This is a genomic window from Colwellia psychrerythraea, from assembly GCF_000764185.1.
Taxonomy (GTDB): Bacteria; Pseudomonadota; Gammaproteobacteria; order Enterobacterales; family Alteromonadaceae; genus Colwellia; species Colwellia psychrerythraea_B.
The window spans coordinates 201,341-215,983 of sequence record NZ_JQEC01000021.1 but is presented as its reverse complement, the minus strand read 5'-3'; the positions used below and the strand labels follow the sequence as shown (position 1 = coordinate 215,983).

Sequence of the window (14,643 nt, the reverse complement as noted above, 5' to 3'; positions counted from 1 at the left end):
CCACTTATTTATGACGCCTAAATCACGTAATGCCTTTAGACCTAAAATATTAATTGTTGATGACATCGCGGCTAATCGCTTTGCACTAAGGCAATTACTTAAATCCATTGATGCCGAACTCATAGAAGCAGAGTCAGGAGAAGAGGCACTATTTAAGGCTATCGAAATTAAAAATTTGGCATTAATTTTACTTGATGTACAAATGCCGGTTATGGATGGTTATGAAGCGGCAGAACTATTAAGAGAGGAAGAGCAAACCCAGCATATTCCAATTATTTTTATAACAGCTGTCCATCGCGATGAACAACATATTCTAAAAGGTTATTCTTCAGGAGCCATTGATTACATTACTAAGCCAGTACAGCCAGACATTTTAGCGGCAAAAATATCGCTATTCATGGAGTTGTGGCGTCTTCGTTTTGGTCTTGAGCAAGAAATTATCACAAGAAGTACCTTAGAGGATAAAAATAAATTTCTAGCCGATCACGACATATTAACTAATTTACCCAATCGACGCAGATTGTTCTTGGAAATAGAGCGGGCGACCGCCAGAGCTGATCGAGAAGGTAAAGAGTTTGCTCTATTATTTGTTGATATTGATGGTTTTAAATCTATCAACGATAGTTTAGGTCATAAAATTGGCGACTGTGTTTTAATCGAAATGGCAGATCGTTTTACTCGCTTAGTGAGAAAAACAGATACTGTTGCGAGATTTGGTGGTGATGAATTTGTTATTTTATTAACCGATGTTGACGATTCACAACATCTAATTGGTCGCATCAATCAAATTCTGCTTTCAGCAAGAAAATTGATCATCATTGAACATGAAGAAATTTCTTTGAGTGCCAGTATCGGCGTTTGTGTATATCCGGCCCAACTTAGTGATCCGAGTAAACTCGTCGATTTTGCCGATATTGCCATGTACAAATCGAAACAAAATGGCAAAAATACTTTTAGTTTCTTTTCTGAAGAAATGGATGCGGCAGCACACAAACGGCTTGCAGTAGAAAAACAATTGCGTCATGCCATTAAAAACGATGAATTCGAAGTGCATTATCAACCAATCATTGATGCTGCTACTGAACGCCCTATAGGCGTTGAGGCCTTACTGCGTTGGAATAACCCAACCTTAGGCAGTATTCCTCCCGATTATTTCATTCCTATTGCAGAGTCTACCGGGCACATTCATGAAATTGGCGCTTGGGTATTTGAACAGTCGATTATGGCAATAACAGAAATAACATCAAAATTGCCTTTGAACCTAAATGTTGCGGTCAATGCATCAACGCTACAGTTTAAAAATTCAACATGGTTTAAAACAGTACAAAAAGCCATTAAAGCTAAAAAAATACTACCCGAAAACTTGGAAATTGAAATTACTGAAAGCTTGTTACTTGACGATTGTGAGGAAGTTAACCAACAACTTTCGGCTATTCATGAATTAGGTATTCGTTTTTCGGTTGATGATTTTGGTACGGGTTATTCTGCATTAAGCTATTTGAAACGTTGTCCCATCAATACCGTTAAAATCGACCGTAGTTTTGTTCAAGGAATACCTGAAGATAAAGAAGATATGGTGTTAATTCATGCCATTATCGCTATGGCACACGGTTTAAATCTAAAAGTGATAGCCGAAGGCATTGAAACGCCGGAACAATGGCTATTTCTTAAACAAGAAAACTGCGACTTCGCGCAAGGTTATTATTTCAGTAAACCATTACCTATCAACGAACTAAAGCTTTGGCTAAGTGACAACTCTTAACTAAATAACGGTTATATATATAGCAAAATGTAACAAATATTACTCAAGGAGCAAAATATGTCGTGTTCAGGAATATTATTGAAATTTTTTAATAATTTAATTGTTAAAACAAATTGTTTGTTACTTATTATGTTAATGAGTAGTTCCATATCCTATGCAGAAAAGCAGTCAATCAAAGCCATATATATTCCTTTGGCTGACCATTACGCGAGTATTATTGCCTATGAAAAGTATCGCGATAAAATGGTCCATGCTGACTTTAGTTTAGAGCAAATGAAAAACTGGGATTTGCTACGGGCCTACTTTCAGTCTGGTGAAGTGGATATGGCCTTTGTTATGAGCCCATTAGCCATGGATATGTTTAGAGAACGTCCAAAAGCGCGTTGGGTGGGAATGATGCACAGAGATGGCAATGCGCTTGCTATTAATGACTTGCTTAATAAGGAAATTAAATTACCCCATAAGCGCATTGATCGAAAACCGGATGAAAAGGCCGCTAATGCTTTTACCAAAGCGTCGAAAGCACAAAATAAACCCATAGAAGTTGGCGTACCACACTTAATGGCGACTCATTCCGTGGTGTTATACAAATATTTAAAAGAGCATGGTAAAACCTTAGCTATTGGTCGCGGTACTAATGAAGACGCGGTAATTATTGGTATTGCACCGCCCAAAGCGCCCGCTTTTATTAAGAAAAAAAACAGCCGAAATCAAGCCGCTGCCTTTGAGCAATCTTTACCTTGGGCTGATGTAGTGGAAACGCAGAAATTTGGTCATGTTGCTTGGTATTCCAAGGATGTTATGCAATGGCCTAATGGGCACGTTGAATGTATCGTTTTAGCACAAGATAAGTCGATAAAAGATAAAAAAGAGGCCATCAGAGAGGTTATTCACTATATGAAAAAAGCGGGTGAAGACATTGAAATAGCACGTCGTCAAGGCGGACAAGCGATGATCGATATTGCCACTATGGTGCGTAAGCATATTCCAAAGCACAATGAGTCGGCCATAATTCAAAGTTTACGGCCTGATTTAAATGTCATCAACTATCGTCATTTGGATAATGATGAGGCGGGGTTAAAAGTGATTATGGATTTAGCCGTAGAAGCCGGTATTATTTCACAATCCATTAATATTAATAGTTTTTCTGATCGACAATTCTCTTCAGAATTTAATATTAATAACGAGTAAAACCAATTGAATACCATGTTTCACTTGATATAAGTCACTGAAGGAAAGGGAATGGCTAATAACAGTAAAAATAGTGGCAGCTTAGGAAGACGCTTACTTGTTAGGATCTTAATGATGGCGATATTGCCATTATTAATGCTATCCATCATAAGCTACAAATATGTCAGTGAGCAGTTACAAGAGTCGACTGTTGAGCATTTAGCTTCGGTGACCAACTTAGAGTCAAAGTCTATTGCGGTTTATTTTGATCGATTACTCCAAGATTTGATGCTGGAATCTGATCGGGTCACTACGGTAGCATTGTTGCAATCGCTAAAAAAGGCCTATCAAGCCAGTGATAAACCCTTAAAGGAGTTTGTTCGCAGTTATCGTTGGACAATTATTGCTAATGATCAAGGCACCGATTTAGCTTTATTTGGTGCTACTTATGATTATGCCGATATTTTATTAGTAGATAATGACGGTAATATTCTATTTACTTTAAATAAACACAGTGATTTGGGCAGTAAGCTTTTCTCTGCGGATAAAATACAGTCACGCTTAGCGTTAAGTACAAGTAAAACCTTAACCAGTGGTGAAGCGACATTTTCAGATTTGGAATACTATGCGCCGACTAAACAAATCGCTGGTTTTTTTATTAATACCTTACTCGATGAAGAAGGAGATAAAATTGGAGCGTTAATTTTTAAGGTTTCTCATCGCTTATTAACCAAGATAATAAGCGAGCAAAACCTTAACGAAGAAGCAATGCCCAAAGAAATATTTCTCATTGGTTTAGATAAACTAGTACGCGCTAAAGCGAACGATGGGCAAGATAATGAGAGTATATTAACCGAAAAATTTGCGGCAAAAGAAATTGACCTTTGGTTTGAGCATCACCTTAAAACGAGTCAATCAAATAATTTGACCCACAAACCGATATTTTATAGCCATCCTGTTAAAGGCGATGTTATTGCACAACTTCACCCCGTAACCATCGCCGATAAAGTTTGGCTTGTGGTGGCTGAAGTAAAAACCCAAGATGTATATGTGGTCATTAATACTTTAGTTAAGGTATTTTCAATGTTCACTGTGGCAACCATTGTACTGATTATTGTGGCGGCTTTGCCAATGACACAAAAGATTATTAAACCTCTCATCAAGCTAACCGAAGGGGTTCGTCAGGCTAGTTTAGGTAACCTTGATATTATTGTTGATATCAATGATAACACCGAAATTGGCATATTGGCTGATGGCTACAATGCCATGTTAGCCAACTTAAAGCATAATAAACAACAAGAGCAAGCCAGAGAGTGGTTCGACAGCGGTATTGTTAAGCTCAATGATTTGATGCGAGGGGCTGTCGATAAAAGTGAATTATCTAACAACATACTGCAACTGCTAATTAACCATTGCCAAGGACAAATAGGCACACTCTATTGGCAAGAAAAAACAGACTTTAGGTTGATGGCCAGTTACGGCATTGTTGAGCAAGAGACTATTGCTAAAAATATTAAGGCTGGTAGTGGTTTAGTTGGTCAAGTGGCCCTAGACTTACAAAGCATGGAAGTTAATGATGTGCCTGATAACTATCATGACATCAGTTCTAGCTTAGGTAATAAAGCACCTGGTTCAATCTTAATATATCCCATTATTTATAACCAAAAAGCCGTCGCAATAGTTGAAATTGCTTGGTTAGATGCTATTCCACAGCGAGCGAAAACATTTCTTAGCCAGATAAATGAAATTATAGCGATTGGTTTTATTGCGCTTAACCAAAGTCATCATGTGATGATGATGTTGAAAGATAGTCAGTTGCAATCAAAAGAGTTACAAACCCAGCAGGAGGAATTGCGGGTGACCAATGAAGCGCTATCGGCGAAAAGTGATGCGCTTAGAAATCAACAAAGTACTTTAAAAGTTGCCCATCAAGAAACCAAAGAAAAAGCTAAAGCACTGGAAGAAGCGAGTAAATATAAATCTGAATTTTTAGCCAATATGTCTCATGAACTACGAACGCCATTAAATAGTTTATTAATTTTAGCTCGTTCATTAACCCAAAATGATGAAGGTAACTTATCAGAAGATGAAGTTGAATCTGCGCAAGTGATTCTAGAAAGCGGTCGAAATCTGCTGGAGTTAATTAATGAGATATTAGATTTGTCCAAAGTTGAAGCAGGACAAATGAAGCTCATTGCCGAAAATATCTATTTTAGAGATTTATTGTTATCAATGAATAGCCGCTTCAAGCACATGGCAGAAGACAAACAAATTAGTTTTTCCATTGAACTGAGTGATGAACTTGATGAATCTTTTGTTTCCGATAGCGGTAAGTTGGGTCAAATATTGTCAAATTTAATCAGTAATGCATTAAAATTTACCGATCAAGGAGGGGTCACATTAACAATTTCCATTGAGCACAGTGAGGGACTTCTAGCTGGACAAAACCAAGTACTTGCTTTACGAGTGAAAGATACCGGAATTGGCATTGCCCATGATAAGTTACAAGCGGTATTTGAGGCATTTCAACAAGCCGATGGAACTACTAGTCGAACTCATGGAGGTACCGGATTAGGGTTATCAATAGCATTAAGTTTAACTCGATTACTGGGTGGTGATATTCAGTTAGAAAGTACCCCTGGGCAAGGTAGTACTTTTAATTTGTATTTACCGTTGAAACACGCTGATTTAACGCCAATAGCAGACAATATCATTGCTAGACCGCAAGCTATCCATCCGATAAAAGAACCTAAGAGTGACAGCCAACCTAGATTTATGCCTAGTTATACTCCCCCGCCATTTGTTGATGATAGGGAACGCTTAGATAATGAGAAACAACTTATTTTAGTGATAGAAGATGACCCTCACTTTGCCAAAATAGTCTATAACGCTTGTCACAAACAGAACTGCCAAGTTATCGTAGCGGCAGATGGCGAAACGGGCTTAACCTTAGCGGCGAAGTATCCCATTAATGGAATTATTCTTGATTACATGTTACCAGGCCTTAATGGGGGGGAAGCGTTATCACGAATACGATCAGACGATAAAATCAAACAATTACCAGTACATTTAATTAGTGCTTTAGATAACCTAAAGGATGTTCAGGCCAGCGACAGTCAAACCACTAAACCGGTCAGTAAAGAACGTCTGGAGCAAATTATTTCGTCCTTATCTCAAACTCAAAAAACCTTAGAGATACTGGCAATTGAAAATGATCCTAATGCTTTATTTGCTATCAACAAATTATTTGAAAAAGAAAATGTTAATATTCACGGTATTGATAATGCAACGCAAGCCATTGAACTACTTCAAGATAGTAATTTTGACGCTATTGTGCTTGATCTCAATTTACCTGGTATGTCAGGTTTTGAATTTCTTGATAAAGCCACAGTCGATAACAAAATAAGCTTACCGGTCATCTTTATCTATTCAGGTCGGGACATCTCAGAAGACGATCTACATAAACTAGCGCCTTACTCTACGCATATTATTACTAAGTCTGCTCGTTCACCGGAGCGACTAGTTGATGAAATACACTTATTTGCTAATCAGTTGGCTTGTCAGTCACTTTCTATGCAAACACCAACTATGCAAGATGGTCGTGACACCCCTGAAAATACAAATGTTGCTCTAGGGGAACATACCATTTTATTGGTTGATGACGATATGCGTAATACCTTTGCCTTAGCTAAAGTATTAAGAAAAGAAAACTTAAAAGTACGTTTAGCGTCAAGTGGTCAACAAAGTATAGATATGTTGGCACAGCATAATGATATAGAGCTTGTATTGATGGATATCATGATGCCCGGTATGGATGGTTATGAAGCCATGCGAAAAATAAGAAGCCAAGATAAATTTCAGGAGCTTTCGATAATCGCAGTTACCGCAAATGCTATGCCTGGAGATAAAGAAAAATGTCTTAACGCAGGGGCAAATGATTATTTATCCAAACCCATAGATGTTGGGCAGTTGCTCACAATGATGAAATTATGGATTTAGTTATGGCAGTTAACCCTTCGAAGGAGACCAAGGCTGAGCCTGTAACTATTGAGTTAGAAAATAAAGAGTTGGAATTGTTTATTGCCGCCACTAAATCATTTTCAAATTACGATTTATCGGGATATGCCAAAGCTTCACTAAAGCGACGAGTAAAACAACTGGTTATCGAATATGGGTTAACATCAATATCGGAGTTAATCCCCCAGTTGGCACATCAACCAAAGAAAGCGAGGAAAATAATTAATGATTTAACCGTTAATGTTTCTGAAATGTTTCGTGATCCCCACTCCTTTTTAGTGCTAAAAGAGTCGGTGATTTCCTATTTGGCGAGTTTTCCGCGTCTAGATATATGGATAGCAGGCTGTGCCTGTGGCGAAGAAGCCTATTCTCTGGCGATAATACTTGAGGAATGTAATTTACTCAAAAATACTCAAATATTTGCTACTGATATTAATACTGACGCCTTAGAACAAGCACAAAGTGGCGTATTAATACATAATTTGAGCAAAGAGGATGCACGGCGTTATCAAGTCGCTGGTGGTATTTATAGTTTAAGTAAGTACTTTTCCAGTGCCTATGGTAAACAGAAGATATCTCAACACTTACTTGATCATATCCATTTTACTCATCATAACTTATGTCAAGATAGAGTATTTTGTTCAGCGCACTTAGTTTTATGTCGTAATGTTATGATTTACTTTGATTTAGAACTACAAAATAAGGTATTACAATTACTGTATGATTCAACCATTAACAATGGTTACCTAGTTATTGGTACTAAGGAATGTCTTGATGAATCAACCATAGCTAATCACTTGACTGTTGTTGATAGGCAATCACGCATCTATCAACGTAAAAGAACATGACGGGTTCATTCAAGCATTATGTATTCATCGGTGGATCTGCCGGATCGCTAGCGCCTATCACTCAAATTTTGTCAAATTTACCCGACAATTTTTATCTGCCCATAACGATGGTCATTCATCGTTCTACACAATCAGACGCTAGTTTGATTGATCATTTCAGTGATTTAAGCAAATTAAAAGTAATCGAAGTTGTTGATAAACAAATAATCACAGCGAGAACAATTTTTATTAGTCCTTGTGAGTATCATTTACAAGTAGAAAATGACCATGCCTTTTCCCTCTGTCTGGATGGAAAAATACACTTCTGTCGTCCTGCCATCGATATACTTTTTACGACAGCAGCTGAAGTCTTTGGCAAGAAATGCATTGCCATATTATGTAGTGGATCCAACGTTGATGGGGTTTCGGGCTTGCTGAAAATTAAACAGTTAGGGGGGACCACAATAGTGCAATCGCCACAAACAGCCAAAGTCACCGTTATGCCAAAATCTGCCATTATGCGCGGTGCAGCTGACATGATTCTTTCTCCCGAAGAAATACTTACCTATCTGCTTGGATTACATTAAGCCCCTTGGGATCCTATTCTATTTTCGTATGAACATTGCTGCTGATGGATTATCATTTGGGATATGACACATCGATTTTCGGATTTGAAGTAGTCATATCGAAATGAATAAAATTATCGAACTTCATATCCGCGAACCAATTTTAATACTTGCCTAGCTGTGCTGAGAATGGCTGCACAATAAACAGGTGAACATAAACGATCGTGCTCAGTAATTACCTTACCGCCACGCAGGAAATTAAAGCACATTTACTCAAAAGTAATGCCGCTAATTTTACCGCTGGTTATCGCCTGAAATAACAACTGTTGCACAGTTTAACCGCTCCTAATAGCAAATATACCGCAACTACTTAGCGCAAATAATTGATAACCCCAGTAGTTACCAAGCCATTGCTAAAGAACAGTTTATTAGCTGAATAAAGAGTAATTCGTCGCTAGAGTTGGATTAGGTGCTGTAAAGGCAATTCAGTTTTATAACAAATTTGCTTTAAAGAGAAACTACTTTTGATATGGTTAATTTCCTCTATTTCGGTGATTTTATCTAAGAATACTTGATAGCTGAGCAGATCAGGTACCGCAACGCGAATCAGGTAATCAAAATCACCGGTCATTAAATAACACTCCATGACCTCCGACCATTGGCTTATCTGTTTTTCAAAAACCTCTAATAAACTTTTTTTCTGGCGAGTGAGTGTTATTTGCATAAAAACATTAACCGGCAGTCCGACCGTTTTAGGGTCGAGTAAGGTAACTTTTCCTCTTACAAACCCTGCCTCTTCAAGTAATTTTACTCGCCTTGAACAAGGAGAGGGAGAAAGGCAAACTTTTTCTGCCAATTCTAAGTTAGAAATTCCTGCATCCCGTTGTAATGCTTTTAAAATTTCAATATCAATTTTGTCTAAATTAAGACTTGCCACTGAACCGCTCACTATTATTTATTTTATGATGTTTGTTGGTGATATTAACTAGTATATCGTGATTTATTGATTATTTACACTAATAACACCTGTTTTAATATTGTTCTTTGGTATGATTTACTACTGCATTGCATGGTATATTTTTTCCATATTTTTTATTAATTATTCTGCTGTTTAACGGGTAAGAAAATTATTTATTTTGGAATGTTATTATCATGAGTAATGATACACAGTTAAGTTTACATGTACCTGAGCCATCCTCTCGACCAGGTGATAAACCTGACTTTAGCCATATTGAAGTGCCAGCCGCTGGCATAGTTCGTAAACCTAATATTGATTGCTCGCCAGCGAGTATTCGAGATCTCGCTTTTGATATGATTCGAGTACTCGATGATAAAGGTACTGCCGTAGGAGAGTGGGCACCTGAAGTTGACGATGCCTTTTTGTTAAAAGGTTTACAGGTGATGTTAAAAACGCGTTTATTTGATGACCGTTTATTTATGTCACAGCGACAAGGTAAAACCTCTATTTATGTGCAATGTCGCGGTGAAGAGGCAATAGCTTGTGCGCAACGTATGGCCTTATCAAAAGGCGATATGTGCTTTCCAACATACCGACAGCAGGGCTTATTGATTGCTCAAGATTTTCCTATGGTCGATATGATCAATCAAATCTATTCTAATTCAAAAGATAAATTAGCCGGCCGCTCACTGCCATTTTTTTACTCTGAACGTGATTATGGTTTTTTCTCAATTTCTGGCAACTTAGGTACCCAGTTTATGCAATCTGTAGGCTGGGCTATGGCATCAGCAATTAAGGGCGACTCTAAAGTAGCTTCTGGTTGGATTGGTGATGGTTCAACTGCAGAAAGTGATTTTCATGCGGCACTGGTTTTTGCATCAACTTATAAACCTCCGGTAGTATTAAACGTAGTGAACAATCAATGGGCTATCTCAACATTTCAAGGCATTGCCTGTGGCGATTCAGCCAACTTTGCTTGTCGTGGTCATGGATTTAACATTCCTTCTTTACGTGTTGATGGCAATGACTTTTTAGCGGTATATGCCGTATCTAAGTGGGCAATCGAGCGAGCACGTAAAAATTTAGGTCCAACATTAATTGAATGGGTAACCTATAGAGCCGCAGCACATACTACTTCAGACGACCCAACAAAATACCGTCCCGCAGATGAAGCCGAGCATTGGCCATTAGGCGATCCTATTGAGCGCTTGAAAGATCACCTCATTGTCAAAGGCATTTGGGATGAAGAGCAACATCAAGCACTAACTAAGCAATTAAAAGCCGAAGTAAAAGCTGCCGCTAAAGAAGCCGAGTCTTACGGAACGTTAGGAAAAGGTCAACTGCCAGCAACAAGTGAAATGTTTAATCATGTTTATAAAGAGATGCCAGCTCATCTTCGTAAGCAGCGTCAAGAAGCCGGAGTATGAGCATGAGTAATAGAGAAGCAGAAACTGAAACAAAAAATATGAATATGATTGAAGCCATCCGAGATGCGCTTGATGTGAAAATGGCACAAGACGATAACGTGGTCGTTTTTGGTGAAGATGTTGGTTATTTCGGTGGCGTATTTCGTGCTACTGAAGGTTTGCAAGCTAAGTATGGTAAATCACGTTGTTTTGATGCGCCTATTTCAGAGTTAGGTATTATTGGGGCGGCTATTGGCATGGGTGCTTATGGCTTACGTCCGGTGCCTGAAATTCAATTTGCCGATTATATTCTGCCAGCTTACGATCAAATTGCGTCAGAGGCTGCACGTTTACGCTATCGTTCATCGGGTGAATTTATTGCGCCAATAACTATTCGTGCACCAACGGGTGGCGGCATATACGGGGGGCAAACTCACTCTCAATCCCCTGAAGCATTATTTACCCATGTTGCCGGCTTAAAAACAGTTATCCCTTCAAATCCTTATGATGCTAAAGGCCTGCTTATTTCGTCAATTGAAGATGATGATCCGGTGATATTTTTAGAGCCTAAACGTTTATATAATGGCCCTTTTGATGGTCACCATGATAAACCCGTAACACCTTGGTCTGAGCATCAAGCGAGTGAAGTTCCTGAGGGACATTACACAGTGCCGTTAGGTAAGGCGGCAATTGCGCGCGAAGGTACTGATGTCACTATTTTAGCATATGGCACTATGGTGCATGTGGCAAAATGTGCAGCAGAGGAAACGGGCATTGATGCTGAGGTTATTGATTTACGTACCTTATTACCACTTGATGAAGAAACCATTGAAAATTCGGTTAAAAAAACTGGTCGCTGTATTGTTGTTCATGAAGCCACTAAAACCAGCGGTTTTGGCGCAGAGCTAATTGCCGTTGTACAAGAGCTTTGTATGTATCACTTAGAAGCGCCCATTATTCGGGTTACCGGTTGGGATACCCCTTATCCACATGCACAAGAATGGGATTACTTCCCAGGACCAGGCCGTGTTGGTGATGCATTAAGAAAAGTGATGGGAGAATAACAGATGAGTAATTTTTTAATTGAAGTTCCAGATATTGGTGAAGGTATTGCTGAAGTTGAAGTGGTGGAATGGAGCGTTGCTCTGGGTGCAACGATAGAAGAAGATGATGTACTGTGCGTGGTAATGACAGACAAAGCCACCGTTGAAATTCCTTCGCCTGTTGATGGTACGATTACATGGCAAGCTTGCCAAGCGGGGGACATGATTGCTGTTGGTGCGGACTTTGTTAAGTTACAAGTTGTCGGTGAAGGTAATTATGTACCTGGACACAAGAGTACTGGCAGTGATAATAACAAGGCAATGACAACGAAATCAACATCAGACACCTGTGCCGCAAAAGAAGAAACAACCATCGCGGCAACTGAGCCAACACCAGTCACAGTAGCATCACCTGTAAAAGCATCAACAAAAGCGGCTTTTGTAAAGCCAGTGATTAACTCGCAAAAAAAGAGTACGGCTCAAATAAATACTTCAACGTATTCGAAGCGTTCAAATACTGCCGCGCCGCGTCCTGAAGGTGAAAAACCACTTGCAGCACCAGCAGTACGTCAACGTGCATTAAATGCCGGTATAAATTTAAATTACGTTTGTGGTAGTGGTCCAGCGCAGCGAATTACGCATGATGATCTAGATGCTTTTATCTCAGGGCAATCGTCAGCAATAATGGCAACAACATCAGCCACGCCTATGGCTAATCAATCCATAGACGAAGTTAAAGTCATTGGTTTACGCCGTAAAATTGCCGCTATTATGCAAGATACCATGCAGCGTATTCCTCATTTTACTTATGTTGAAGAAATTGATGTGAGCGAATTAGAAAAACTCAGAGCGAAACTTAATAAAGAGCGTAGTGAAAGCCAAGCAAAATTGACTATATTGCCATTTATCATCAAAGCATTGGTTATCGCCCTAAAAGATTACCCACAAATGAGCGCGCGTTTTGATGACGATGATAATATTATCTACCATTATGGTGCTGCGCATATAGGTATTGCGACACAAACAGATAATGGCTTAGTTGTACCTGTGATAAAACACGCCGAAACTCTTGATTTATGGCAATCAGCAAATGAAGTAAAACAACTCTCAACCGCAGCTCGAAATGGGAAAGCGACAAGAGAAGAGTTAAGCGGCTCTACTATAACCATCACCAGCCTTGGGCCAATGGGCGGTATTGTCACTACACCTGTTATCAATTCCCCTGAAGTGGCCATTATTGGTATCAACAAAATAGCTAAACGACCTGTTTGGCAAGATGGTGGCTTTGTGCCGCGTGACATGATGAATATATCCTCTTCATTTGATCACCGGGTTATTGATGGCTGGGAAGCTACTTTATTTGTACAACGTATAAAAAGTTTGCTTGAGTCTCCAGCAACTTTATTCATGTAGGAGTGATTAATGAATAATTCAATGTTATGTAAAGTGTTAGTGATTGGTGCAGGCCCTGGCGGATATGTTGCGGCAATTCGAGCCGGACAGTTGGGCTTAGATACAGTTATTGTTGAAGCCGATAGAGCAGGTGGCACTTGTTTAATCCGAGGTTGTATTCCTTCAAAAGCCCTTATTCACGCCGCATCGCGTTTTGAAGAAATTAATGCTCATACAGGTGAGGGTAAATTAGGCATTTTAGTACCACAACCAGCACAACTTGATATGCCAAAACTGATTGCCTGGAAAGACAGTATTGTTGCGCGTTTAAGTACAGGTGTTGAAAGCTTACTGAAAAAAAATAAAGTTAAAAGAATTACCGGTTGGGCTAACTTTTCCGATGCTAAAAACTGTACGGTTGAAACAGCAGATGGAGTGATAAATATTCAAGCTGAGCATGTTATATTAGCTACAGGCTCAACGGCGACAGAATTACCTGCTTTGCCTTATAGTGAAAATGTTATTTGTTCAACAAAAGCCCTTGAGCAAAATGAAGTGCCTAACCATCTTGTTGTTATTGGCGCAGGCTATATTGGTTTAGAAATGGGTATTGCTTACCGAAAACTAGGCGCTAAAGTAACTTTTATTGAAGGTATGGACTCAATTGTACCCATTTACGATAAAGAACTAACTAAGCCCGTGGTAAACTGGTTAAAAGCCCATGAAGTACATATTGAATTTTGTGCACGGGCAGAAAAAATAATAGATCATGGTGTTGGTGAAGGCGCTACTTTAACTTATCGAGATAAAAAAGGCATTGAACATATCATTCATGGTGACAAGGTATTAGTTACCATAGGTCGTCAACCAAATACACAAGGTTATGGCTTAGATAATATGTGTGTTGATATGGCCGGAAACTTTGTAAAAGTAGATAAACAATGCCGTACCGCCATGAAAAATGTTTGGGCCATTGGTGATTTAGTTGGTGAACCTATGCTGGCTCATAAAGCCTCAGCGCAAGGGGAAATGGTTGCTGAAATTATTTCCGGTTTAAAGCGTGAATTTAATCCAACGGTTATTCCAGCGGTTTGTTTTACTGAGCCAGAGCTTGTTGGTGTTGGCTTAACGCCAACAGAGGCTAAACAGCAAGGTATCGAAACCTTAGTAGGTAAATTTCCTTTTGCTGCCATAGGTAAAGCATTAGCCATGGAAGCAGGCACAGACGGTGGGTTTGTGCGTATTACCGCCCGTAAAGATAACCATGTCGTTATTGGTATTCATGCGGTAGGCGCCCATGTTGCCGAGTTAAGTAATCAGTTCGTTACCGCGATAGAAATGGGCGCAAGATTAGAAGATCTGGCTAATACCATTCATGTGCACCCAACGTTAGGTGAAGCCACTATGGAAGCAACTATGGCATCCTTAGGTCACGCTATTCACATTTAACATTCGCATTTAGTATTCGCGTGTAACTGTGCATAAATAAATGAAACCATAAT

10 protein-coding genes are annotated in these 14,643 nt (G+C 39.1%); 9 read left to right on the top strand and 1 reads right to left on the bottom strand.

From position 1 onward, the window contains the following. Nucleotides 1-10 precede the first annotated feature (10 nt). The 5 genes from GAB14E_RS12560 (at nucleotide 11) to GAB14E_RS12575 (ending at nucleotide 8,363) form a co-directional block, all read left to right on the top strand. Nucleotides 11-1,762, top strand: coding sequence for a putative bifunctional diguanylate cyclase/phosphodiesterase (locus tag GAB14E_RS12560; RefSeq protein ID WP_033082157.1), 1,752 nt, complete (start codon nucleotides 11-13; stop codon nucleotides 1,760-1,762). Between the two features lie 78 nt (nucleotides 1,763-1,840). After that, complete coding sequence (locus GAB14E_RS12565; RefSeq protein WP_231562027.1) at nucleotides 1,841-2,953, top strand: ABC transporter substrate-binding protein; 1,113 nt, start codon at nucleotides 1,841-1,843, stop codon at nucleotides 2,951-2,953. Nucleotides 2,954-3,004: 51 nt separating this feature from the next. Beyond that, nucleotides 3,005-6,931: a response regulator gene (locus tag GAB14E_RS24115; protein ID WP_052093653.1), complete on the top strand. Its 3,927-nt coding sequence runs from the start codon at nucleotides 3,005-3,007 to the stop codon at nucleotides 6,929-6,931. 2 nt (nucleotides 6,932-6,933) lie between these two features. After that, the gene (locus GAB14E_RS12570; protein WP_052093652.1) at nucleotides 6,934-7,797 is read left to right on the top strand and encodes a CheR family methyltransferase; all 864 of its coding nucleotides are present in this window, start codon (nucleotides 6,934-6,936) and stop codon (nucleotides 7,795-7,797) included. Then, nucleotides 7,794-8,363 carry a chemotaxis protein CheB gene (locus GAB14E_RS12575; protein WP_033082156.1) on the top strand — a complete coding sequence of 190 codons (570 nt, stop codon included), beginning with the start codon at nucleotides 7,794-7,796 and terminating at the stop codon, nucleotides 8,361-8,363. Before GAB14E_RS12570 ends, GAB14E_RS12575 begins: the two co-directional genes overlap by 4 nt. A 433-nt stretch (nucleotides 8,364-8,796) precedes the next feature. On the opposite strand, the gene GAB14E_RS12580 is transcribed toward GAB14E_RS12575, so the two are convergent. Further along, complete coding sequence (locus GAB14E_RS12580) at nucleotides 8,797-9,279, bottom strand: Lrp/AsnC family transcriptional regulator (protein ID WP_033082155.1); 483 nt, start codon at nucleotides 9,277-9,279, stop codon at nucleotides 8,797-8,799. 215 nt (nucleotides 9,280-9,494) lie between these two features. On the opposite strand from GAB14E_RS12580, the gene GAB14E_RS12585 reads away from it, so the two are divergent. From GAB14E_RS12585 to lpdA, 4 genes are read left to right on the top strand one after another with little or no spacing between them, the layout of a single operon-like run. Next, entirely contained in the window at nucleotides 9,495-10,727 is a 1,233-nt protein-coding gene (locus tag GAB14E_RS12585) for a 3-methyl-2-oxobutanoate dehydrogenase (2-methylpropanoyl-transferring) subunit alpha (RefSeq protein WP_033082154.1), read from the top strand. Nucleotides 10,728-10,729: 2 nt separating this feature from the next. Then, nucleotides 10,730-11,770 carry an alpha-ketoacid dehydrogenase subunit beta gene (locus tag GAB14E_RS12590; protein WP_231562026.1) on the top strand — a complete coding sequence of 347 codons (1,041 nt, stop codon included), beginning with the start codon at nucleotides 10,730-10,732 and terminating at the stop codon, nucleotides 11,768-11,770. Between the two features lie 3 nt (nucleotides 11,771-11,773). Continuing rightward, a complete protein-coding gene (locus GAB14E_RS12595; RefSeq protein ID WP_033082153.1) occupies nucleotides 11,774-13,162 on the top strand; it encodes a dihydrolipoamide acetyltransferase family protein in 1,389 nt (462 codons plus the stop codon). A gap of 9 nt (nucleotides 13,163-13,171) precedes the next feature. After that, the gene (lpdA, locus tag GAB14E_RS12600) at nucleotides 13,172-14,590 is read left to right on the top strand and encodes a dihydrolipoyl dehydrogenase (RefSeq protein WP_033082152.1); all 1,419 of its coding nucleotides are present in this window, start codon (nucleotides 13,172-13,174) and stop codon (nucleotides 14,588-14,590) included. The last annotated feature ends 53 nt before the right edge of the window (nucleotides 14,591-14,643 follow it).

Bases quoted from the DNA above. Each gene is read 5' to 3' on its own strand.
- GAB14E_RS12560 (WP_033082157.1), top strand. From the start codon at position 11: ATGACGCCTAAATCACGTAATGCCTTTAGACCTAAAATATTAATTGTT.
- GAB14E_RS24115 (WP_052093653.1), top strand. From the start codon at position 3,005: ATGGCTAATAACAGTAAAAATAGTGGCAGCTTAGGAAGACGCTTACTT.
- GAB14E_RS12570 (WP_052093652.1), top strand. From the start codon at position 6,934: ATGGCAGTTAACCCTTCGAAGGAGACCAAGGCTGAGCCTGTAACTATT.
- GAB14E_RS12575 (WP_033082156.1), top strand. From the start codon at position 7,794: ATGACGGGTTCATTCAAGCATTATGTATTCATCGGTGGATCTGCCGGA.
- GAB14E_RS12585 (WP_033082154.1), top strand. From the start codon at position 9,495: ATGAGTAATGATACACAGTTAAGTTTACATGTACCTGAGCCATCCTCT.
- GAB14E_RS12590 (WP_231562026.1), top strand. From the start codon at position 10,730: ATGAGTAATAGAGAAGCAGAAACTGAAACAAAAAATATGAATATGATT.
- GAB14E_RS12595 (WP_033082153.1), top strand. From the start codon at position 11,774: ATGAGTAATTTTTTAATTGAAGTTCCAGATATTGGTGAAGGTATTGCT.
- lpdA (WP_033082152.1), top strand. From the start codon at position 13,172: ATGAATAATTCAATGTTATGTAAAGTGTTAGTGATTGGTGCAGGCCCT.